This window comes from Ruegeria sp. HKCCA5491, assembly GCF_013034565.1.
In the GTDB taxonomy this organism is placed as follows: domain Bacteria; phylum Pseudomonadota; class Alphaproteobacteria; order Rhodobacterales; family Rhodobacteraceae; genus Ruegeria.
In genome coordinates this window covers 41,634-61,254 of sequence record NZ_WQGG01000010.1, presented here as the reverse complement: position 1 = coordinate 61,254, position 19,621 = coordinate 41,634, and the positions used below count along the sequence as shown (strand labels likewise).

The following is a 19,621-nucleotide window of genomic DNA, read 5'->3' as shown; positions in this document are numbered from 1 at the left end:
TCAACCGGTATTTTTGGCGCTCCGAACATCCTCCTTTGTTCAGAGCTTTGTTCTACTATGGCGCGATTATCACCTTGCCGTCACCCTTTTTCAGCGCATCCGCCAGACCCGTCACCACGTTCCTAAGAGGAAGCCGTTGCGATACATCCGTTTTCCAGCGACCGTCAGCGAAACGCGCCTGCACTTCACCAACAACGCGCATCTGATCCTCAGGCGGAGTCGAGGTCATCCATTTCGTCAACCAGAACCCTTCAATCTGCTTTCCCATAAAAATTAACTGGCCGGTCTGCGTCAGCGCGGGGGTTTCCGTGCTGAGCTTGCCATAACAAACCCAACGTGCACCGTTAGGCATGGCGCAAAAAATCTGCTCAGATATCTGGTCAGCAACTGCGTCCAGAAAAACCCGTGGCTTCAACTCAGAACTCAGCTTGGAAAATTTCTCCAGCATCATTGAATCCGAGGTAACCAGCACGTCGTGCGCCCCCAAGGATTTCAACGCTTCAACTGCATCTGCGCGACGAACGATCGCGATGGGCTTTAGCCCCAGGTCGCGCCCCAAGCTGCACATCAGCTTGCCTAACTGGCTGGTCGCCGCAGACACGATGAAGGCCTCGCCCGAGTTCTTTGCGATATCGACCATGGCAATGGCGGTCAGCGGGTTTACGATCTGTGCCGATCCATCCTCGTCACTGACATCTGGTCGAAGCGGAATACACATCAGCGCCTGTGTCACGACATATTCGGCCCAAGCCCCAGCGCCCGCCGCAATAAAAGCCACGCGTTTCCCTTGTAACGCCTCGGCGCCTGTGCCCGTTGCCACGACATCCCCACAGCCTTCGAACCCCGCTGCGGTCCCTTTGACACGTGGCTGGCCGTATTCACCTTTGATGAAATGGATATCCGACGGATTTACAGAAGAAGCCCGCAGCTTGATTAAAACCTGTCCGGGACCGGGTACCGGTACCGGTAGATCAGCTTCCGCAAGCCAATCGGCGGCATCATCAATGAATGGTCCTGAGGCTGTGTCCGAATAGCCGTCATGCGTCTGAATAACTGCAAACATTTTAGAGGGCAGGGCGGCCATCGCAAATCCTCTTCTTTGGGTGTTATCTCCACGCCGTGCCAAAAATATTGACAAGACTTCGCGAAAACACTTCCAGGTACGTGTCAGGTTTTCAGTCAGCCAAACAAAGGTTTCGCGCTACGTCAACTTTGTCGGAGACTTACCTAACGGAACTCCGCCACGCGGCCAACGCATCGGGCCGCCACCAATTTGGCGGCCCGCTTTTTTTATTGTCCCTGAAGCAAGGCCTGCAATTCCTGCAGTTTTGCTGCGAACAATTCAGGAGAGGCTTTGATTTCGTCCAGAATGGATATGGCCTTCGTTTTCATATCCTGCGCCAATGCGCTGTTCTGGACCGACGCGACCATCGCATCATAATCGAAATTTTGCACCGTCAGCGTGCCTTCTTCGATCCAGGAATTCAGTAGATCCTGACCTTGCTCTGCCAAAGCAGCCACTTCTTCGCCAGCTTGATTTGCAAGGTCCGTCGCTGCCTGACCTGCTTGATCTGTTGCGTCAGAGGCCTGTTCTGTAACCGACTCCACGGCGTCACTGACGGCATCACCTGCATCCTGAGCCGCTGATTGCAACCGTTCCGCTGGGGTCGGCTCGGGTTGATTCAAATAGTAGTAGATACCAGCACCAATAGCGGCGACCACTACACCTAACACGATAGTACGCGACATCGAAATCTCCTCAGAATATGTGTAACCGGGATGGCTTAAAGATAGGGATTATCCAAGGGGAAATCCTCGGCCACGTCATCAATAAGCGAGTTTAAGCCGGGCAACGCCGATCCCATGCGAAACACCGGCAACATCGCGCCACAAAGGCAAAAAAGCGCACAATACATTTGGGGATAGTGGCGGAGAGACAGGGATTCGAACCCTGGGTGGGCTTGCACCCACAACGGTTTTCGAGACCGCCCCGTTCGACCACTCCGGCACCTCTCCGCGGGGGTCTGTGAGGGGGGGATTTAGTGAGGAACGCGCAGGGGTGCAAGCAGAAAATTCCTGAAATTCAATCTGACGGGATTTTCCATTGCCTGTTGGCGTAAAACGCCTAGGCTCTGATACCATGATACACTCTGCACGCTCTGCCTTTCAGTCGATTTCAGCCCTTGTTGCCACGCTTGCCACACTGTCCCTTCCGGCTGGTGCGGCGGATAGGGACCGGATCGAAGCCTTTCTAACCACCACCGGTTTCGACGTCGCATTGGAAAGCATCGCGCTGGCGTCGGCGTCGGCACCGCAAATGCTGGGAATTGACCCCGAGGGATTCGGCTCGGACTGGACACGCCTGACCGAAGAGGTCTTTGACACCGAAGACATGCACGAAACGGCCGTGTCGATATTGGAACAAACACTCAGCGACGATGCGCTGAACCACGCGGTCGAGTTCTATGCCTCGGATCTTGGGCAGCGTCTGGTCGAGGCCGAGAACGAATCTCATATGATCGAGGATGACGACACCAAACAGCTTGAGGGTCAGGAAATCGTTTCCAGTTTGGTCCAGGAGGGATCCAAGAGGGTGGAAAGCCTCAAACGCATGAACACGGCCATTGACGCCAGTGGTACGGCTTTGCGCGCCCTTCAGGAAATCCAGGTCCGATTCCTGTTGGCCGCCAGCGCGTCCGGCGTCATTGACCTTCAGCTTAGCGCCGACGAACTGCGCCAGATGATGCAGCAAAACGAAATCGGTATGCGACAGGCTTTGCAGCTTTCCGCACTGGCAGGCGCGGCGTACACCTATCAAGGCTTTTCCGACGACGAGGTGATCGCCTATGCCGAAGCGTTGGAAGACCCCCTGATGCAGGAAGTATATGAATTGTTAAACGCGATTCAGTACGAAATCATGGCGATGAAGTTCGAGGTGCTGGCAGTACGAATGGCGGATCTACATCCCGCACAGGATATCTGATGCGCTTCTTGACCACTTTGTTCGTCGCTGTGCTGTGGATCACTCCGCTGAGTGCCGCAGAAAAAGTGGACCGCCTTATGGAGGCGCTGCGCCTGTCCGAGGTTGTCGACATCCTGACAAGCGAAGGTAAAGCGCAAGCGCACACGATGAACGAAACCTTTCTGGGAAACTCAGGCGGTGAGTACTTTCACACCCAGATAGAAGACATCTATAATCCGGACTGGATACATGATCAGATTTCCATGGCTTTCCTCGAAACCCTGACAGACAGCCAGTTGGACCGCGCAATCGTGTTTTTTGAAAGCGACTTGGGTCAAACGATTGTTTCGCTTGAAAACTCGGCTCGATTGGCAATTCAGGACGAAACCATCAAGGAAATGGCGCAGGACAGCTATTTCGCAATCGACCGATCCTCGCAATCTTATCGGCTGATTGACGAATATATCGAGGTCAACGACCTGATCGAAAAGAATGTCCAGAGTTCCCTAAACGCCGACTACAACTTTTTCCGTGCACTCACAGAAGATGCTGGCGGTGACGGGACTGACTTGATTGAGCAATTGCTTCTCGACAAAGACAACATTGAACGGGAAACTGTTACGTGGTTGTATTCCTTCCTGCTTTTGGCCTATCAGCCACTGACCGAGGCACAGATGCGTGAAAACATTGCATTCTCGCGAACGGACACGGGCCGTGCCATGAATGATGCGTTTTTTCTTGGCTTCAATCGTATGTACGACGACGTGTATTACCGCCTCGGTCTAGCAGTTTCGCATGTCCTGAGCGGATCGGACCTGTAAACCGTATTTGATGTTGACTTTCCTCTTCAATCTATGGATAAGCGCGCATCCCGGCCGGATTTTCCGCGCCGGGTCTCGTTATTATTGACCTAAGGGGTTACCCCGAAAGGTCGTCACACAGCCCGAAAAGGGCGCGCTGTTCGAGGTGGCTGAGGCCATTAATGCCCGCAAGGGGACCACAGAACGCGGTTAGACAAAGGAAAGACGCAATGTTTGCGGTCCTCAAGACTGGCGGCAAGCAGTACAAGGTTCAGGCGGGCGATATCCTCCGCGTTGAAAAGCTGGCTGCCGACGCAGGTGAAAAAGTTCAATTCAACGATGTTCTGATGCTGGGCGGTGACGCTCCGGTCGTTGGCGCACCTTTCGTTGAAGGCGCAGGCGTACAGGCCGAAGTGATCGAACAGATCAAAGGTGACAAGGTCATCAAGTTCGTCAAGCGCCGTCGTAAGCACAGCTCGAAGCGTACCGTTGGCCACCGTCAGAAACTGACTCTGGTCAAGATCACTGACATCCTGTCGTCGGGCGCTGACAAGTCGGGCATCAAAGCCGCAACCGGTTCCGCGCCTGCTGGCGAAGCTGCTCCGGCGGCGAAAAAGCCCGCTGCGAAGAAAGCTGAAGCCAAAGCAGAAGCACCCGCTGCTGCTGCCGCTGACGATCTGACCAAGCTGAACGGTGTCGGCCCCGCCGCCGCCAAAAAGCTGAACGACGCTGGTATCGAGAGCTTTGCCGCTCTGGCCGCCTTGTCGGACGAGCAGATTGCTGCTATCGACACCGTCAAAGTGAAACCCGAATGGGTTGAACAGGCCAAAGAACTGGCCAAAGGCTAAGGAGAGAGAGAATGGCACATAAAAAAGCTGGCGGTTCCTCCCGTAACGGTCGCGACTCAGCGGGTCGTCGCCTTGGCGTAAAACTCTATGGTGGCCAAGCGGCCATCGCAGGCAACATCATCGTACGTCAGCGCGGCACCAAGTTCTGGCCGGGCGAAGGCGTAGGCATGGGCAAGGATCACACAATCTTTGCAACTGTTGATGGCGCCGTGAAGTTCCATAAGGGACTCAAGAACCGCACCTTTATTTCGGTCCTGCCAGTGGCGGAGGCCGCAGAGTAAGCCGAAACCCATAAGGTTTAGAAATAAATGGGGGACCGGCAGAAAATGCCGGTCCCCTTTCTCGTTTTTAACACAGTTTTGATCTATGAGCCCGATGACACACGCAGCAAGCACCATACCGCCCCTGTTTCAGGGACGGATTGCCCATGCGGTTGAAGATCGTCTGGGCCGCAAATATCTGATGTGGGCGTTAATTGGTTTCACTGTTGCGTCCGCAATTTACGTGTTGTTCGGAGGAGGAACGCACTCATGAAGCTTGAGACAATAATAAACCAGCCGGTGATAGAAACCGAGCGGTTCGACCTGCGCCCGTTGCGCCGGTCGGATATGGGTCTCATTGAACACTATGCAGGTGATGAACGCGTGGCGCGGATGACGACAGCAATCCCACATCCGCTGCCGCCTGGATCGACCGAAGCCTTTGTGACCCGTGCCATGTCTGATGACCGGGACGAGGATGTTTGGGCCATGGACGCGACCAAGGATGGCGGCCCCGAGCTTATCGGCCTGATTTCGTTGACGCGACTGGATCGCAACCAATCCGAAGTTGGCTATTGGGTCGCGCCCGTCTACTGGAACACGGGCGTCGCTTCGCTGGCTGTAGAAGCGTTGGTAAACTCCAACCCGTTGGAGAACGCCAACATGTTCGCCAGTGTATTTCAGGACAACCCTGCCTCGGCGCGGGTTCTGACCCATTGTGGGTTTGAATATCTGGGCGATGCGGAAAGCTATTCGGTGGCGCGCGATGCAAATGTGCCCACCTGGACATATACAAAGAAACTCTGACTTGTGGCCGATGGGGCCTTTGCAGTAGGGGACAGACATGAAATTTCTCGATCTTGCAAAGGTCTACATCCGGTCCGGGGCCGGTGGGGGCGGCTGCGTCAGTTTCCGGCGCGAAAAATACATTGAATATGGCGGCCCTGATGGCGGCGATGGCGGCAAAGGCGGTTCCGTTTGGGTTGAGGTTGTAGACAGCCTGAACACACTGATCGACTTCCGCTATCAGCAGCATTTCTTTGCCAAGAACGGCCAACCCGGCCGCGGCCAGCAGCGTACCGGCAAGGACGGCGATGATATCGTCCTCCGCGTGCCTGTTGGGACCGAAATTCTGGACGAAGACGAAGAGACCGTGATCTGCGACCTGACCGAGGTCGGGCAGCGCGTGCTGCTGGCCAAGGGTGGCAATGGCGGTTTCGGCAACCTGCATTTCAAGTCGGCCACCAACCAGGCGCCGCGCCGGGCCAATCCGGGGCAGGCAGGGATCGACCGCACCATCTGGTTGCGGCTCAAACTGATCGCCGATGTCGGTCTGTTGGGGATGCCCAATGCGGGCAAATCGACCTTTCTGGCGGCGACCTCGAACGCACGGCCCAAAATCGCGGATTATCCTTTTACTACTTTGCACCCCAATCTGGGCGTTGTAGCCGTGGATAACGTGGAATTTGTTGTCGCCGACATCCCCGGCCTGATCGAAGGCGCGCATGAGGGGCGCGGCATTGGCGACCGCTTTCTGGGCCATGTCGAACGCTGCGCCGTGTTGCTGCATCTGGTCGATGGCACCTCGGAATCCGTGGCCGAAGATTACCGCACCATCATTCACGAGCTTGAGGCCTATGGCGGAGAACTGGCCGAGAAACCTCGGATCACGGTGCTGAACAAGGTCGACGCACTAGATGACGAAGAACAAGAACTAGCCAAGGCTGAACTGGAAGAAGCGGTGGGCCGCCCCGTCATGGCCATGTCCGGTGTTGCGCATCTGGGCGTGACCGAGGTGCTGCGTGCGTTACGTGCCGAAATTGATGACAACCGCGTGCGCCACAAACCCGCCGAGGAGGCCGCACCTTGGCAACCCTGACGTCGGCGAAACGACTGGTTGTAAAGATCGGGTCCGCCTTGCTGGTGGACCGAAATTCAGGGTTGTTGCGTTCAGATTGGCTGCATTCACTGGCACAGGACGTAGCGTGGCTCAAGGGGCAGGGGACTGACGTCATTTTGGTGTCGTCCGGGTCGATCGCCTTAGGGCGGGGTGTCTTAGGGCTGCCTATGGATGCCCTGCCTCTGGAACAATCACAAGCCGCGGCCGCCGTTGGTCAAATCCGGCTGGCCCGCGCCTATGAAGAGGCGCTGACCCCGCACAATATTACGACAGCACAGGTTCTGGTGACCTTGGAGGATAGCGCCGACCGCCGCCGCTACCTGAACTCACGCGCGACGCTTGAGACATTGCTAAGCCTTGGCGTGGTGCCGATTGTCAACGAGAATGACACGGTCGCAACGGATGAGATCCGGTACGGCGACAATGATCGTCTGGCTGCCCAGATCGCCGTTACAGTCGGTGCAGATCAGTTGATCCTGCTGTCGGACGTGGATGGATTCTATACCGGCAACCCTGTTCAGGATGTCTCGGCCACACGCTATGACGTGATCGAGGAAATCACGCCAGAGATTGAAGAAATGGCGGGTGACGCCGGTTCGGGCCTGTCCAAGGGTGGGATGAAAACCAAATTGCTGGCGGCTAAGATGGCGACGGCGGCAGGTTGCGATATGGCAATCACCGAAGGTTCACCACTGAACCCACTGAAAACACTCGAAAATGGTGCCAATTGCACATGGTTCACCGCAACGGTCGATCCGCACGCGGCGCGCAAACGCTGGATTTCGGCCATGAAACCGCGTGGTGAAATCGTGGTTGATGCGGGCGCGGCGAGGGCCCTTGGCAATGGCAAAAGCCTGCTGCCAGCGGGTATCGTCGAAGTGACCGGAGATTTCGGGCGCGGCGATCCTGTGGCAATCATCGACCCACAGGCGCGGCGGTTGGCCCAAGGACTCAGCCGCTATACCGCGCAAGAGGCGGACGCAATCAAGGGCCGCAAGTCGTCAGAGATCGAAGCCACGCTGGGCTATCCCGGCCGCGCTGTTCTCATCCACCGGGACGACCTGGCGCTATGAAAAACACACGAGAAAGGCACCTGAGATGAAGGATTTTGACAGCATTCCCGCCCTGATGGCTGATCTCGGTGCACGGGCGAAGGCCGCTTCGTCCGAACTGGCCTTTGCCAGTGCCGAGCGTAAGCACGCCGCCCTGATCGCGGCGGCCGATGCAGTATGGGCACGTCGCGCAGAGATCGTCGAAGCCAACAAGAAAGACCTCGAGTTCGGGCGCGAAAAGGGCCTGAGCCCGGCCATGATGGATCGTCTGATGCTGGACGAAGCCCGTGTGCAAGGTATGGTCGATGGGCTGCTAACCGTGGCTGATCAGGCTGACCCAGTCGGTGAGGTTCTTTCCGAATGGGACATGGCGTCCGGCCTCAACATTCAGCGCGTGCGTACACCGCTCGGCGTCATTGGCGTCATCTATGAAAGTCGCCCGAACGTGACGGCGGATGCCGGTGCCTTGTGCCTGAAATCAGGGAATGCCGTGATCCTGCGCGGCGGGTCCGAGAGCTTTCACTCTTCGAGCGCGATCCATGCCTGCCTGGTCGAAGGATTGAAGGCCGCGAACCTGCCCGAAGACGCTATTCAGTTAGTCCCCACACGGGATAGGGCGGCCGTTCAGGAATTGTTGCGAATGACCGACTATGTCGACGTCATTGTCCCGCGCGGCGGCAAAGGTCTGGTTGGGTTGGTGCAACGCGAAGCCCGCGTACCGGTCTTTGCGCATCTCGAAGGGATCGTGCACATCTATATCGACAAAGCTGCGGACCCGGCCAAAACGCTCGACGTGGTGCTGAACGCCAAGACCCGCCGGACGGGGATATGCGGTGCTGCCGAATGCCTGCTGATCCATCAGGATGTGGCCGAGACGCTGGGCCACGATGTCATCGCCGCCTTGCTGGCCACCGGGGTCGAGGTTCATGCCGAGGGCGCCTTGGCCGTCGAAGGCACGCAAGCCGCCAGCGATGAAGACTGGGGAAAGGAATTCCTCGATAGTATCATCGCCGCCAAGCCCGTCGCGGATATCGACGCGGCCATCGCGCATATCCGTCAGTACGGCTCGAACCATACCGACTGCATCATGACCGAAGATACGCAGGCCGCTGCCCGGTTCTTTGAACGCCTCGACAGCGCGATCCTGATGCACAACGCCTCGACCCAATTTGCTGATGGCGGTGAGTTTGGGATGGGCGCCGAGATCGGGATCGCCACCGGTAAAATGCACGCACGCGGGCCGGTGGGGGCGGCTCAGTTGACCAGTTTCAAATATCTGGTGCGCGGCAACGGCACCGTCCGCAGTTAGTACCGGATCACAATTCGGGTTGCAGTGGTCTCTACAGCAACCCGTCGCCCCATTGCAGCGGCCGCATCCGGAAGAAGGGCGAACTGAACCTGCGCCGAGGTAACTTTGTCTACAAAACGGCCCGTCGGGAGGTTTTTCCAAAGGCCACCATCAAGGTTGAGCCTGTCGGCAACGCCTGTGATGACCCAGTTTAGCCCGTCATTTTGCACGTTGACCTCTCCGCCCAGTGGCATCGCGCTTTCGCAGCACATCATCGCCAGAAACGCCAGTTTGACCTGATTGCGCGGAACGGCTTCGGTCAGATGCCAGCTCACGCGCACCCGACCTGCCTTTTCCACATCGTTCAAAAGCTCGGCGACTTCAGCCCGGCCAAGGGGCTGATCACTTGTGGACCCGAAGGCCACGCGAAAGAACCTTATCCGCGCCCCAGCGCTGCCCACGCTGCCCGCGATCAGTTCCATCTCTGGACCTTGCGTGCCGCCAACCATCTCCAGCAGTTCCAGCCCGTTGGTGATCGCGCCAATTGGGCTGATCAGGTCGTGGCAGATCCGCGAGCCGATCAGTTCGGCCAGGTTGACGTCTGTAGCGCTCATGCGTACCTCCTGCTGTATCTGCCACCGGACCCGGAGCCCAGTCATGTCAGACCTCAATGCCATTCTTGCACCGGGCATGTATGTCCGCCACCCCGATTTCCCCGATTGGGGCATTGGACAGGTGCAGTCCAACATCGGTGGCAAAATCACCGTTAACTTCCGCGAGCAGGGGAAAGTGGTGATTGACGGATCGCGCATCGCCCTGATGCCTGTCTTTGATCCGTGAAACTGGTTTAGGAAAGGTTAACGTCCGGTCGGTCTTACCCTATGTTGCCATCCCCCCGAAACCTGCGGTATCAGCGCTGAAACAACACGGAACATCAGATGCCGGACGCGGGCCCATCCTTCACCGTCAAACTTGCCGAGACAGAGGCCGAACTGCGCGCTGCGCAGCGCCTTCGATATGACGTGTTCGTGCGGGAGCTGGGCGGCGGCGGAGAGATGGTCGACCACGAGGCTGGGCTTGAGCGGGATCGCTTCGATCCCTATTTCGATCACATGCTAGCCATCGACGACCAGACCGGCGAAACTGTGGGTGTTTACAGGCTGTTGCCGGGCGAACGTGCCGCAGAGTTGGGTCAATTCTATTCCGAAGACGAATACGATCTGACCGTCCTGAGAGACAGCGGCCGTAGGCTGTTGGAACTGGGCCGTTCCTGCTTGCACCCCAACTATCGGGGCAGTACGGCGATGTACCATCTGTGGAATGGTCTGGCGAGGTATGTGTCAGAACGACAGATCGAAGTTCTGTTCGGCGTTGCCAGCTTTCACGGCACCGATGTGCAGGCTTTGGCGCAGCCTCTGTCCATGCTGCATCACAACCATCTTGCCCCACCGGACTTAAGGGTCCGGGCGCAACCTGACGTGTTTCAGTCTATGAATATCGTCGACGCGGACGCGTTGGATCGTCGCGCGGCCATGGTGCGAGTGCCCGCCCTAATCAAAGCCTATTTGCGACTGGGCGGGTTCGTGGGCGAGGGGGCGTTTATCGACCACACCTTTAACACAACGGATGTGTGCCTGATCCTCGACACGGCGCGCATGAATGAACGCCAACGGCGAATTTATAGCGGAGCATGAAGCGTTGAGTGAATCGTCCTGGCACAGCGAAGATGCCCCTGACCCCATCGAACTTGGCGTTTCGGGCTGGGCGCTTGCCATCCTGCGGGGTGTACCGTTGGTTGTGTTGCTGCTTGGCGGCCTTGCCATCCTTCTCGTCCTGCGTCTGATCGAAATCCCCTTTTTCGGGCTACGTCGCCCAGTGACTCCGTTCATTACGCAATTCGTCTGTCGAAATGCCCTGCGTATTCTCGGCATCGGGTTCAAAGGGTCCGGTGAATTGATGACGCAGCGCGGAGCGGTTGTCGCAAACCACTCATCCTGGCTGGACATTTTTTCGCTGAACGCGCGCAAAAGAGTATACTTTGTGTCGAAGGCAGAGGTCGCCAAATGGCCCGGCATCGGTTGGCTGGCCCGCGCAACTGGCACGGTTTTCATCGAAAGAAACCGCAAAAAGGCGCGCGAACAGACGCTTCTTTTTCAAGAGCGTTTGACCGCCGGTCACAAATTGCTGTTCTTCCCCGAGGGCACATCGACGGACGGGTTGCGCGTTTTGCCATTTAAAACAACGCTCTTTGCGGCGTTCTTCACAGATGAACTACGTGATTTCATGTACGTACAGCCGGTTTCGGTGATCTATCACGCGCCCCAAGGGGAGCCAGACAGGTTTTACGGATGGTGGGGGGACATGGATTTCGGACCGCATCTGCTGAAAACACTCGGGGCGCGGCGTCAGGGCTCTATCGAATTGATTTACCACACACCCGCTAAGGTCAGCGACTTCGCCAACCGCAAAGAACTGGCGGCGCATTGCGAAGCGGCGGTTCGTCACGCACACAGTCTGGCGCAGCTTGAAAAATAAGGGCAAAAGCCTCTTGCGTTGCTATTAAAGCTGCCGTATACGCGCGCCAATCAAACCCGCAGGCGGGGTTTGGGCTTTTTGAGGGAGACATCCTCATCAGGACCGCCGGTTGGAGCATCCGCTTCTTTCACCCCCGCCAAGGCGTAAACCGGAAAAGGAAAATAGCATGGCTCTTCCCGAGTTCACCATGCGTCAGCTGTTGGAAGCTGGCGTTCACTTTGGTCACCAGACACAGCGTTGGAATCCCCGCATGGGCCCGTTCATCTACGGCTCGCGCAATGGCATCCACATCATGGACCTGACCCAGACCGTTCCGATGCTGGATCAGGCGCTACAGGCCGTTCGTGACACCGTTGCAAAAGGTGGCCGCGTTCTGTTCGTTGGTACCAAGCGTCAGGCCGCTGGCCCGATCGCTGAAGCGGCTGAAAAGTCGGCTCAGTACTACATGAACCACCGCTGGTTGGGTGGCACGCTGACCAACTGGAAAACCGTTTCCCAGTCGATCAATCGTCTGAACCAGATCGACGAAGCGATGGAATCCGGTGCCGAAGGCCTGACCAAGAAAGAGCGTCTGGGCATGGAGCGTGACCAAGCTAAGCTGCAGGCTTCGCTGGGCGGTATCCGCGAAATGGGCGGGGTTCCTGACCTGCTGTTCGTCATCGACGTCAAAAAAGAAGCACTGGCCATCGCCGAAGCCAACAAGCTGGGTATCCCGGTTGTGGCTGTTGTCGACACCAACTGCTCGCCCGACGGCGTGGATTACATCATCCCCGGAAACGACGACGCAGCCCGCGCAATCGGCCTGTACTGTGACCTGGCCGCACGTGCAGCTCTGGACGGTATGACCGCTCAGATGGGTGCCGCAGGCGTTGACCTGGGCGCGTTCGAAGAAGCTCCGGTTGAAGAAGCCGTTGCGGAAGAAGCGCCCGCAGAAGCCGACGCAGAAACCCCTGCCGAAGGGTAAGCTGCCCGTCACGTAAATGACATATGGGGCAGGGTATGACCTGCCCCAATTCCGTTTGAATTGAGGAGAGCCAAAAATGGCAATCACAGCAGCAATGGTAAAAGAACTGCGCGACTCGACCGGCGCAGGCATGATGGACGCGAAAAAAGCACTGACCGAAACCGGCGGCAACATGGATGAGGCCGTTGATTGGCTGCGCACCAAAGGTCTGGCCAAGGCGGCCAAGAAATCGGGCCGTACCGCAGCCGAAGGTCTGGTTGCTGTTCACGTTGACGGCGGCAATGGTGTCGCTGTCGAAGTGAACTCTGAAACCGACTTCGTTGCGAAGAACGCCGAGTTCCAGGAAATGGTTGGCAAGATCGCTTATGCGGCTGAAGGCGTTGCTGATGTTGACGCACTGCTGGCGGCTGACCTGGGTGGCAAGACCGTTGCAGACACACTGACCGACAAGATCGCCACCATCGGCGAAAACATGTCGGTTCGCCGCATGGCCAAGCTGTCGGGCGACACTGTTGTGTCATATGTCCACAACGCGGCCACCAACGGCATGGGCAAGATCGGCGTTCTGGTCGCTTTGACCGGTGGCGACGAAGCGATCGGCAAGCAGGTTGCGATGCACATCGCGGCTGTGAACCCTGCAGCTCTGTCCGAAGCCGATATGGATCCGGCGGTTGTCGAGAAGGAAAAGCAGGTTCAGATGGACATCGCCCGCGAATCCGGCAAGCCCGAGCAGGTGATTGAGAAGATGATCGAAGGCCGCATGAAGAAGTTCGTGGCGGAATCGACTCTGCTGAACCAGCAATTCGTTGTGAACCCCGACCTGACCGTTGAAGCAGCAGCCAAAGAGGCGGGCGCAACCATCACCGGCTTCATCCGTTTGGAAGTTGGCGAAGGCATCGTTGTCGAAAAAGAAGACTTCGCAGCCGAAGTTGCCAAAGCCGCTCAGGGCTAAATTTGATCTCAGGACCTGCTTTGGGGTTCTGAGATAACTGCAAAGGCCGGTTACGCATTGCGTGGCCGGCCTTTTGCTTGCGCAAATAAAAAAGGACACCGAAGTGTCCTGTGCTCATTGGTTAGAATGAGGGGCCCCGCATGATGGGGATGGTCGAGGCCCCCCACAATTTCCGACATAGGTACGTGGACGAATAGACGCCCCTTTGCCAGAGCGATCAAAGAGCTTTGTTATTGCAAAGATCCGACCAAATGTTCCCAGGCTAAAGCCACCACTCACGGAACAATATCACTTTGCAACCAAACGCTCAGATTCGGGAAGTCATGTTTTCCTTACCTAGGGTAAATTGACGCAGAGAAGCGTCAATAACTCAGCGATTTTGCCTACATAATGAACATTTGGTTTTGCAGCGATGCTTTGAGAACAGCTTGAGCCGTCGTCTCCACGGCAAGCGACTCGCGTGCAAGCCTGAGATGCTTTTCGACAGTCGCTGCGGTCAGCCCCATCAGCAGGGCAATGTCCTGCGTCGTTTTACCGTCACCCACCCATTCCAGAGCTTCGCGCTGCCGCTTAGTCAGCGCGCGGTTGGGGGCATTGTAGGGCAGGGTCAAAATCTTGAGATGCGCGACATTGTTCATCAACAAAATGTCTTCGCCATGCTCGGCCCATACCTCATCAACTTCTTCCTGTGTGCGCGAGCCGCAGCCTGAAAGAGAGATTGCACCCTTCGAGCGCATAGATACAGAATTGAAGCTGACCGTATAACCGGCCGCAACACCCTTGGAACGATTGAACTCAATAACCTTGCGCTCAAGCTCTGTAAGCGTGCCGTCCTCCATCATGTCCTGAGTAATTTTCCAACTACCGGCGCCTTCGTTCTGCAATGCCCATTTCAGCATCGGAGCGTTGAAATACAGACCATCCCGCAGGAACCCGTCCAGATAATCCCTGCCATGGTTGGTCAGGATCACAAAGTCTTCGGGATCACCCAGCGACGTTTCAGTTCTATAGCGCGTGAACCCATAGAGCAGGCGATCGAAACCATACTCGGCCATTTGCCTGCAATGAGCGTCCCAAAGCTCCTCCAGCGTTTTTGTATAGCTGAGAAAATGGAGATACTCTGCTAGCTTCATGTAGAAGCCCTTGCGTTCAAATGGGCAGACAATGCATCCAGTGCCAATATATAGCTCTGCGGTCCAAACCCGCAAATTTGCCCGATTGCCACACGCGCAATGTACGAGTTGTGCCGAAAGCTTTCACGCGCATGGATATTGGACAGGTGTACTTCGACAACAGGCAACTCAACTGATGCGATGGCATCCATCAACGCGATCGACGTATGCGTATACGCTCCAGCGTTCAGAACGATTCCGTGCTGGGTGCCCTTGGCAACGTGAATTGCATCAATAAGCTGACCTTCATGATTGGATTGGAAATGCGATACGTCCAAACCGACAGAATTGCCGTGTTTCACACACAAGCTTTCAATCATTTCAAGCGTGGTGCTACCGTAAACCTTAGGCTGACGCGTGCCCAGAAGATTTAGGTTCGGACCGTTTAAAATCAGAGCTTTGTGCATTATCTCACTGTTCCTGTTTACAAGTTCATAAACGCGAAAAGGTAGGAATGTCCACCGCCTGCAATTTTTCGAACATAAGGGAATGGCCCTTCCCACACAGTTCCATGGAGCGGCTGTTCGCCTTCCCGAGCTGCGCGCCACGACGAAAACCGCTTTACCCAAGATGCGACTGTCCGACGGTGTCAGCGAAACCAAGATCACGCTCTTTCAGGCGCGACGTTGAGTAATGCTTGCATGTCGTCCCCGTTATCCCTGTTATCCAATCAGAAAGAACACTGGCGTCACCGCAAAAAACATCACGATCCCGGCCAAGCGCACCTTCAAATTGCAGTTGCGCGCCGGATCGCGGCAGTCTTTGCACGCCAACCAAAGCTCGGAGGAGAAAGATCATGACCCCAGAAACGTTGTTCTCAATGAACGGCAAAACAGCGCTCGTGACAGGTGGCGCGACTGGAATTGGGCGCATGGCCGCCGAAGCCTTGGTTAGGGCAGGGGCCCGTGTTCTGATCGCCTCGCGAAACCGCGATGCCTGCGAAGCCGTGGCAGAGGAGTTGAATGCCCTGGATGCCCCGGGCAGCGCCGAAGGGTTCGGAGGCGACGTCGGCACCAAAGAGGGTATCGATGACATGGTGTCCAAGGTTGGGAAGCGGACGGAAAGACTCGACATCCTTATGAACAATGCGGGCGTTACTTGGGGCGCGCCGATGGGGCAGTTTCCCTACGAAGCCTGGGACAAAGTGATGTCTGTAAACGTCGCCGGGATTTTTGACCTGACCCAAAAACTGTTGCCAATGCTGATGAAGTCCGGCACGCCCGATGATCCTGCCCGCGTGGTCAACGTCGGATCCGTGATGGGAGAGGTCCCAATGGGGGACGGTGCCTATAGCTACTCGGCATCGAAGGCGGCGGTTCTGCACCTGACAAAGATCATGGCAAAGGAACTGTCACCATACAATGTCACCGTGAACGCGTTGGCCCCGGGGCCGTTTGTTTCCCGAATGACAGCGTTCGCGACTGCGGACGAGGACGTAAGGGCCAAAGTAGGGAAATCCGTTCCGCTTGGCCGGGTCGGCAGCGAAGAAGACATTGCCGGTTGTATGCTGTTTCTCTGCGGGCGCGGCGGCAGCTATGTAACCGGAGCCGTCATTCCGGTTTCAGGTGGCATTAACGTGGTGACCGCTGGAAACATCTTCGCTGAGGCCCTCTAAGACTATGTTGCGGTAGATGCCGAAGTTTCCGAGCCTTTAAACTGACTAACAGTTTGAGCATACGCACTTCGGCCAACGGGCGACAATTAATCACGACGGACCGGACAGCTCTAGTTCAAGGTTGCCAAGGCTGTTCTTTCCAAAGAACATCTCAGACCCAACAAAGAACGTAGGCACACCGAATACGCCCTTTCTTACAGCAGCTTTTGTTTGATCCTTAAGCTGCTGTTTGACCTCGACACTTGTCATCGCCTCGCGAAGCTTGCGAACAGGCAATTCGTTTTCCTGTAGGATATCCATCAAAACGCCAAGCTCATCAACCTTTTGGCCATGCACCCAAATCGCGTCAAATAAGGCATCTACATATTTGTTTTCCCATGATTTTCCCTTGGCATAAACTGCACCCCGCATGGCAAATTTCGTGTTTACGGGAAAGTGCGGGCTCATGTGGAAACTCAAACCGCGACGTCTGGCAAAACGGTGCAGGTCATGCGTGAGGTAAGCACTTTTCTGACGGATGTCGGAAAAGGCCTGAAACGGGCTTTGGTTATTCGTGGCCTTGAAAACTGTTGCCAGCAACACTGGCACCAAGTTGATTTCCACGTCGTGTCTGTCGGCCAATTCCGGCAGTATCTTATGCGCAAGAAACGCATTTGGACTGCAGAAATCATAAATAAAATCTATGGCTTGCGACATGTTCTTCCTCCTGAAGGAATATGGCTACTACGCACTCACCACAAGCAAATGATTCTCCAACTGCCAACAGTTTAACAGACTGATGCCCTTAAAGTGCGACAGCAGGCGAATTCCGCCGATTTCCTGCCGATCTGCTTAGTGATGCCTCATGAAATCGATTCGCCCTACGGCATTCAGTCAGGGCAATTATTGAACGAAACGGGCTAGGCTGTTACGCCATGTCTTAAATCCAATTGGAGACCCCGTATGACCGAGGCAGAACGTATTCTCATAGACCTTTTGAACCTCGAAAGATTGGAAGTTGACCTTTATCGGGGCGTAGGGTCAGGCGGCGAAACATCCACACGGATATTCGGCGGGCAGGTGGTTGCCCAGGCGCTTGCCGCCGCGTATCGCACAGTGGACGAACGGCTGTGCCATTCCTTACACGCATATTTTATTCGACCTGGCGATCCATCAATACCTGTTATTTATCAAGTTGATAGAGCCCGAGATGGAGGTTCATTTACAACGCGCCGGGTCGTTGCAATTCAACACGGAAAGCAAATCCTGAACATGTCCGCATCGTTTCATGTGCGCGACGAAGGCTGGGATCATCAGCATGATATGCCGCAACTGGAAAAGCCGGAAAATTATCCAGCACGCACAGAGCTAAAGGAAAAATACCTGAGCGCGCTTCCGGAACGATTGCATGGCGAACTGATGCGTGAACGTCCAATTGAAGTGCGAGAAGTCAACCATGTGCATCCTTTGAAACCAGAGAAAACAGACGATCGCAACCAAATGTGGATGCGCATGAATGCCGCAAAGCAAGCAGATGAAAGAACGCAACAATTACTACTGACCTATGCGTCCGACATGAGCCTGTTGAGTTCTGGGATGCGACCACATGGGCTGAGCTGGTTCACAGGCGAAGTTAATGGCGCAAGCCTTGACCACGCCATGTGGTTTCACGCCCCGGTGCGGTTCGAGAACTGGCACTTATACTCAATGGATTCCCCGTGGACCGGACGAGGCCGGAATTTTAATCGAGGCTCAATCTATTCCGAAGACGGAATCCTGGTGGCATCGGTTGCTCAGGAAGGGTTAATGCGGAAAGTCCAAAGGAGCTCGTAAGATTCTGTTTTAACATCAAATTTCCAAGGCAAATGCTGTTTGTACGGCTGTTTTCTAACGCCGCATATTCGCAATTTAACCATAATACAGATTATGCGAACAATCATTGCAGCCCTACAATGAAAAATCGCAGGACTTCCATCCTGCGATTCAACAGTAAAATCCCCTTAGTAAAACGCCTGCAATCCGGTTTGCGCGCGTCCGAGGATCAAGGCATGCACGTCATGCGTTCCTTCATAGGTGTTTACCGTCTCAAGGTTGACCATGTGGCGGATCACCTGGAATTCCAGAGAAATCCCGTTGCCGCCATGCATGTCGCGGGCCATGCGTGCGATTTCAAGCGCCTTACCACAGTTGTTGCGCTTGACGATCGAAATCATCTCAGGCGCTGCTTCGGCCTGATCCATCAGACGACCGACACGCAGACTGCCCTGCAACCCCAACGCAATCTCGGTCTGCATGTCAGCTAGCTTGCGTTGGAACAACTGTGTTTGGGCCAAAGGTTTGTCGAATTGCTTTCGGTCCAAGCCATATTGACGTGCGCCATGCCAACAAGCCTCGGCTGCGCCCATGACGCCCCAGCTAATTCCATAGCGTGCGCGATTCAGACAGCCAAACGGGCCTTTCAAACCTTGCACATGCGGTAACAAAGCATCGTCGCCCACTTCGACACCATCCAGAACGATCTCACCAGTGATCGACGCACGCAAGCTCATCTTGTTTTGAATTTTCGGAGCACTCAGCCCCTTGAGGCCTTTTTCCAGAACGAACCCACGAATTCTACCGTCATGCGCATCCGACTTGGCCCAGATCACGAAGACATCCGAAATCGGAGAGTTCGAAATCCACATTTTGCTACCGGTCAGCCGATAGCCGCCGTCAATCTTTTCGGCACGGGTTTTCATACCGGCCGGGTCTGAACCAGCATCCGGTTCGGTCAGCCCGAAACACCCAATCCATTCACCGCTGGCAAGTTTGGGCAGATATTTTCGGCGTTGTTCTTCGCTGCCATAGGCATAGATCGGGTACATCACCAATGAGCTTTGAACCGACATCATCGAACGATAACCAGAGTCCACGCGCTCTACTTCACGGGCGACCAAACCATAGGAAACGTATCCCCCGCCCAAGCCACCGTATTCTTCAGGGATCGTTGTCCCCAACAGGCCCATTTCACCCATTTCCAGAAAGATCTCGGGGTCGGTTTCTTCGTTCTGAAAGGCGTCGGTGACTCGGGGCTGCAGCTTTTCCTGCGCATAAGCCCGCGCGCTGTCGGAAATCATCCGCTCGTCTTCCGTCAACTGATCAGACAGACGGAATGGATCGTCCCAGGCGAATTGCCCCAAGTCCGGTGCATCTTTGGCGCGCAAGGTGGGCTTCGTATTGGGGGCGTTCATGGTGTGTCTCCGCTCAAATATCTGGGCGCAAACTAACCTGTCAGCCTTTCAAATGACAGTAAGA

General features: G+C 55.8%; 23 protein-coding genes and 1 tRNA gene. 16 read left to right on the top strand and 8 right to left on the bottom strand.

The window, feature by feature from the left end; all coding sequences use genetic code 11:
* Window positions 1–55: 55 nt before the first annotated feature.
* From GOV88_RS14020 to GOV88_RS14010, 3 genes are all read right to left on the bottom strand, one after another.
* Window positions 56–1,084: an alcohol dehydrogenase catalytic domain-containing protein gene (locus GOV88_RS14020; RefSeq protein ID WP_171240821.1), complete on the bottom strand. Its 1,029-nt coding sequence runs from the start codon at window positions 1,082–1,084 to the stop codon at window positions 56–58.
* 206 nt (window positions 1,085–1,290) lie between these two features.
* Window positions 1,291–1,749, bottom strand: a complete 459-nt coding sequence (locus GOV88_RS14015) for a hypothetical protein (RefSeq protein ID WP_171240820.1) — start codon at window positions 1,747–1,749, stop codon at window positions 1,291–1,293.
* A 177-nt stretch (window positions 1,750–1,926) separates the two neighbouring features.
* Window positions 1,927–2,016, bottom strand: a tRNA-Ser gene (locus tag GOV88_RS14010).
* 124 nt (window positions 2,017–2,140) lie between these two features.
* Between GOV88_RS14010 and GOV88_RS14005 the strand changes: the two genes are divergently transcribed.
* The 8 genes from GOV88_RS14005 (at window position 2,141) to GOV88_RS13970 (ending at window position 9,131) form a co-directional block, all read left to right on the top strand.
* Window positions 2,141–2,983 (top strand): DUF2059 domain-containing protein, encoded by an 843-nt coding sequence (locus GOV88_RS14005; RefSeq protein WP_171211503.1) that lies wholly within the window; start codon window positions 2,141–2,143, stop codon window positions 2,981–2,983.
* Window positions 2,983–3,783, top strand: a complete 801-nt coding sequence (locus GOV88_RS14000; protein WP_171121417.1) for a DUF2059 domain-containing protein — start codon at window positions 2,983–2,985, stop codon at window positions 3,781–3,783. Before GOV88_RS14005 ends, GOV88_RS14000 begins: the two co-directional genes overlap by 1 nt.
* A 209-nt stretch (window positions 3,784–3,992) precedes the next feature.
* Complete coding sequence (locus GOV88_RS13995; protein ID WP_171240819.1) at window positions 3,993–4,610, top strand: 50S ribosomal protein L21; 618 nt, start codon at window positions 3,993–3,995, stop codon at window positions 4,608–4,610.
* An 11-nt stretch (window positions 4,611–4,621) separates the two neighbouring features.
* A complete protein-coding gene (rpmA, locus tag GOV88_RS13990; protein ID WP_010440093.1) occupies window positions 4,622–4,891 on the top strand; it encodes a 50S ribosomal protein L27 in 270 nt (89 codons plus the stop codon).
* 249 nt (window positions 4,892–5,140) lie between these two features.
* The gene (locus tag GOV88_RS13985) at window positions 5,141–5,677 is read left to right on the top strand and encodes a GNAT family N-acetyltransferase (RefSeq protein WP_171211500.1); all 537 of its coding nucleotides are present in this window, start codon (window positions 5,141–5,143) and stop codon (window positions 5,675–5,677) included.
* Between the two features lie 37 nt (window positions 5,678–5,714).
* The gene (gene obgE, locus GOV88_RS13980; protein ID WP_171240818.1) at window positions 5,715–6,749 is read left to right on the top strand and encodes a GTPase ObgE; all 1,035 of its coding nucleotides are present in this window, start codon (window positions 5,715–5,717) and stop codon (window positions 6,747–6,749) included.
* The gene (proB, locus tag GOV88_RS13975; RefSeq protein ID WP_171240817.1) at window positions 6,737–7,843 is read left to right on the top strand and encodes a glutamate 5-kinase; all 1,107 of its coding nucleotides are present in this window, start codon (window positions 6,737–6,739) and stop codon (window positions 7,841–7,843) included. Before obgE ends, proB begins: the two co-directional genes overlap by 13 nt.
* Before the next feature lie 25 nt (window positions 7,844–7,868).
* Complete coding sequence (locus tag GOV88_RS13970) at window positions 7,869–9,131, top strand: glutamate-5-semialdehyde dehydrogenase (protein ID WP_171240816.1); 1,263 nt, start codon at window positions 7,869–7,871, stop codon at window positions 9,129–9,131.
* Here GOV88_RS13970 and GOV88_RS13965 read toward each other — a convergent pair.
* Window positions 9,128–9,724 (bottom strand): histidine phosphotransferase family protein, encoded by a 597-nt coding sequence (locus GOV88_RS13965; protein ID WP_171240815.1) that lies wholly within the window; start codon window positions 9,722–9,724, stop codon window positions 9,128–9,130. The two genes, GOV88_RS13970 and GOV88_RS13965, sit on opposite strands and share 4 nt — an antisense overlap.
* A 43-nt stretch (window positions 9,725–9,767) precedes the next feature.
* On the opposite strand from GOV88_RS13965, the gene GOV88_RS13960 reads away from it, so the two are divergent.
* The 5 genes from GOV88_RS13960 (at window position 9,768) to tsf (ending at window position 13,561) form a co-directional block, all read left to right on the top strand.
* The gene (locus GOV88_RS13960; RefSeq protein WP_170388360.1) at window positions 9,768–9,950 is read left to right on the top strand and encodes a DUF3553 domain-containing protein; all 183 of its coding nucleotides are present in this window, start codon (window positions 9,768–9,770) and stop codon (window positions 9,948–9,950) included.
* A 98-nt stretch (window positions 9,951–10,048) separates the two neighbouring features.
* Entirely contained in the window at window positions 10,049–10,804 is a 756-nt protein-coding gene (locus GOV88_RS13955) for a GNAT family N-acetyltransferase (protein ID WP_171121425.1), read from the top strand.
* A complete protein-coding gene (locus GOV88_RS13950) occupies window positions 10,770–11,645 on the top strand; it encodes a 1-acyl-sn-glycerol-3-phosphate acyltransferase (RefSeq protein ID WP_171240814.1) in 876 nt (291 codons plus the stop codon). The genes GOV88_RS13955 and GOV88_RS13950 overlap by 35 nt, the downstream gene beginning before the upstream one ends.
* A gap of 166 nt (window positions 11,646–11,811) precedes the next feature.
* On the top strand, window positions 11,812–12,609 hold the full coding sequence (rpsB, locus tag GOV88_RS13945; protein WP_171240813.1) for a 30S ribosomal protein S2: 798 nt from the start codon (window positions 11,812–11,814) through the stop codon (window positions 12,607–12,609).
* A gap of 76 nt (window positions 12,610–12,685) precedes the next feature.
* A complete protein-coding gene (tsf, locus tag GOV88_RS13940) occupies window positions 12,686–13,561 on the top strand; it encodes a translation elongation factor Ts (RefSeq protein ID WP_171121428.1) in 876 nt (291 codons plus the stop codon).
* Between the two features lie 383 nt (window positions 13,562–13,944).
* On the opposite strand, the gene GOV88_RS13935 is transcribed toward tsf, so the two are convergent.
* Together GOV88_RS13935 and aroQ are read right to left on the bottom strand one after the other, a co-directional pair.
* Window positions 13,945–14,694, bottom strand: a complete 750-nt coding sequence (locus tag GOV88_RS13935) for a LuxR family transcriptional regulator (RefSeq protein ID WP_171240812.1) — start codon at window positions 14,692–14,694, stop codon at window positions 13,945–13,947.
* Entirely contained in the window at window positions 14,691–15,140 is a 450-nt protein-coding gene (gene aroQ, locus GOV88_RS13930) for a type II 3-dehydroquinate dehydratase (protein ID WP_171121430.1), read from the bottom strand. The genes GOV88_RS13935 and aroQ overlap by 4 nt, the downstream gene beginning before the upstream one ends.
* Before the next feature lie 82 nt (window positions 15,141–15,222).
* On the opposite strand from aroQ, the gene GOV88_RS13925 reads away from it, so the two are divergent.
* Window positions 15,223–15,363: a hypothetical protein gene (locus GOV88_RS13925; RefSeq protein WP_171240811.1), complete on the top strand. Its 141-nt coding sequence runs from the start codon at window positions 15,223–15,225 to the stop codon at window positions 15,361–15,363.
* Window positions 15,364–15,529: 166 nt separating this feature from the next.
* A complete protein-coding gene (locus GOV88_RS13920) occupies window positions 15,530–16,348 on the top strand; it encodes an SDR family oxidoreductase (protein ID WP_171240810.1) in 819 nt (272 codons plus the stop codon).
* Window positions 16,349–16,438: 90 nt separating this feature from the next.
* Here the strand turns inward: GOV88_RS13920 and GOV88_RS13915 are convergent, their stop codons facing one another.
* The gene (locus GOV88_RS13915) at window positions 16,439–17,044 is read right to left on the bottom strand and encodes a 2-hydroxychromene-2-carboxylate isomerase (RefSeq protein WP_171240809.1); all 606 of its coding nucleotides are present in this window, start codon (window positions 17,042–17,044) and stop codon (window positions 16,439–16,441) included.
* Window positions 17,045–17,290: 246 nt separating this feature from the next.
* On the opposite strand from GOV88_RS13915, the gene GOV88_RS13910 reads away from it, so the two are divergent.
* On the top strand, window positions 17,291–18,160 hold the full coding sequence (locus GOV88_RS13910; RefSeq protein ID WP_171240808.1) for an acyl-CoA thioesterase II: 870 nt from the start codon (window positions 17,291–17,293) through the stop codon (window positions 18,158–18,160).
* 167 nt (window positions 18,161–18,327) lie between these two features.
* On the opposite strand, the gene GOV88_RS13905 is transcribed toward GOV88_RS13910, so the two are convergent.
* Window positions 18,328–19,557: an acyl-CoA dehydrogenase gene (locus GOV88_RS13905; protein ID WP_171240807.1), complete on the bottom strand. Its 1,230-nt coding sequence runs from the start codon at window positions 19,555–19,557 to the stop codon at window positions 18,328–18,330.
* Between the last annotated feature and the right edge of the window lie 64 nt (window positions 19,558–19,621).

Excerpts from the sequence above, each read along its gene's own strand:
- GOV88_RS14020 (WP_171240821.1), bottom strand. The coding sequence starts at position 1,084 with ATGGCCGCCCTGCCCTCTAAAATGTTTGCAGTTATTCAGACGCATGAC.
- GOV88_RS14015 (WP_171240820.1), bottom strand. The coding sequence starts at position 1,749 with ATGTCGCGTACTATCGTGTTAGGTGTAGTGGTCGCCGCTATTGGTGCT.
- GOV88_RS14005 (WP_171211503.1), top strand. The coding sequence starts at position 2,141 with ATGATACACTCTGCACGCTCTGCCTTTCAGTCGATTTCAGCCCTTGTT.
- GOV88_RS14000 (WP_171121417.1), top strand. The coding sequence starts at position 2,983 with ATGCGCTTCTTGACCACTTTGTTCGTCGCTGTGCTGTGGATCACTCCG.
- GOV88_RS13995 (WP_171240819.1), top strand. The coding sequence starts at position 3,993 with ATGTTTGCGGTCCTCAAGACTGGCGGCAAGCAGTACAAGGTTCAGGCG.
- rpmA (WP_010440093.1), top strand. The coding sequence starts at position 4,622 with ATGGCACATAAAAAAGCTGGCGGTTCCTCCCGTAACGGTCGCGACTCA.
- GOV88_RS13985 (WP_171211500.1), top strand. The coding sequence starts at position 5,141 with ATGAAGCTTGAGACAATAATAAACCAGCCGGTGATAGAAACCGAGCGG.
- obgE (WP_171240818.1), top strand. The coding sequence starts at position 5,715 with ATGAAATTTCTCGATCTTGCAAAGGTCTACATCCGGTCCGGGGCCGGT.
- GOV88_RS13970 (WP_171240816.1), top strand. The coding sequence starts at position 7,869 with ATGAAGGATTTTGACAGCATTCCCGCCCTGATGGCTGATCTCGGTGCA.
- GOV88_RS13965 (WP_171240815.1), bottom strand. The coding sequence starts at position 9,724 with ATGAGCGCTACAGACGTCAACCTGGCCGAACTGATCGGCTCGCGGATC.
- GOV88_RS13960 (WP_170388360.1), top strand. The coding sequence starts at position 9,768 with ATGTCAGACCTCAATGCCATTCTTGCACCGGGCATGTATGTCCGCCAC.
- GOV88_RS13955 (WP_171121425.1), top strand. The coding sequence starts at position 10,049 with ATGCCGGACGCGGGCCCATCCTTCACCGTCAAACTTGCCGAGACAGAG.
- GOV88_RS13950 (WP_171240814.1), top strand. The coding sequence starts at position 10,770 with ATGAACGCCAACGGCGAATTTATAGCGGAGCATGAAGCGTTGAGTGAA.
- rpsB (WP_171240813.1), top strand. The coding sequence starts at position 11,812 with ATGGCTCTTCCCGAGTTCACCATGCGTCAGCTGTTGGAAGCTGGCGTT.
- tsf (WP_171121428.1), top strand. The coding sequence starts at position 12,686 with ATGGCAATCACAGCAGCAATGGTAAAAGAACTGCGCGACTCGACCGGC.
- GOV88_RS13935 (WP_171240812.1), bottom strand. The coding sequence starts at position 14,694 with ATGAAGCTAGCAGAGTATCTCCATTTTCTCAGCTATACAAAAACGCTG.
- aroQ (WP_171121430.1), bottom strand. The coding sequence starts at position 15,140 with ATGCACAAAGCTCTGATTTTAAACGGTCCGAACCTAAATCTTCTGGGC.
- GOV88_RS13925 (WP_171240811.1), top strand. The coding sequence starts at position 15,223 with ATGGCCCTTCCCACACAGTTCCATGGAGCGGCTGTTCGCCTTCCCGAG.
- GOV88_RS13920 (WP_171240810.1), top strand. The coding sequence starts at position 15,530 with ATGACCCCAGAAACGTTGTTCTCAATGAACGGCAAAACAGCGCTCGTG.
- GOV88_RS13915 (WP_171240809.1), bottom strand. The coding sequence starts at position 17,044 with ATGTCGCAAGCCATAGATTTTATTTATGATTTCTGCAGTCCAAATGCG.
- GOV88_RS13910 (WP_171240808.1), top strand. The coding sequence starts at position 17,291 with ATGACCGAGGCAGAACGTATTCTCATAGACCTTTTGAACCTCGAAAGA.
- GOV88_RS13905 (WP_171240807.1), bottom strand. The coding sequence starts at position 19,557 with ATGAACGCCCCCAATACGAAGCCCACCTTGCGCGCCAAAGATGCACCG.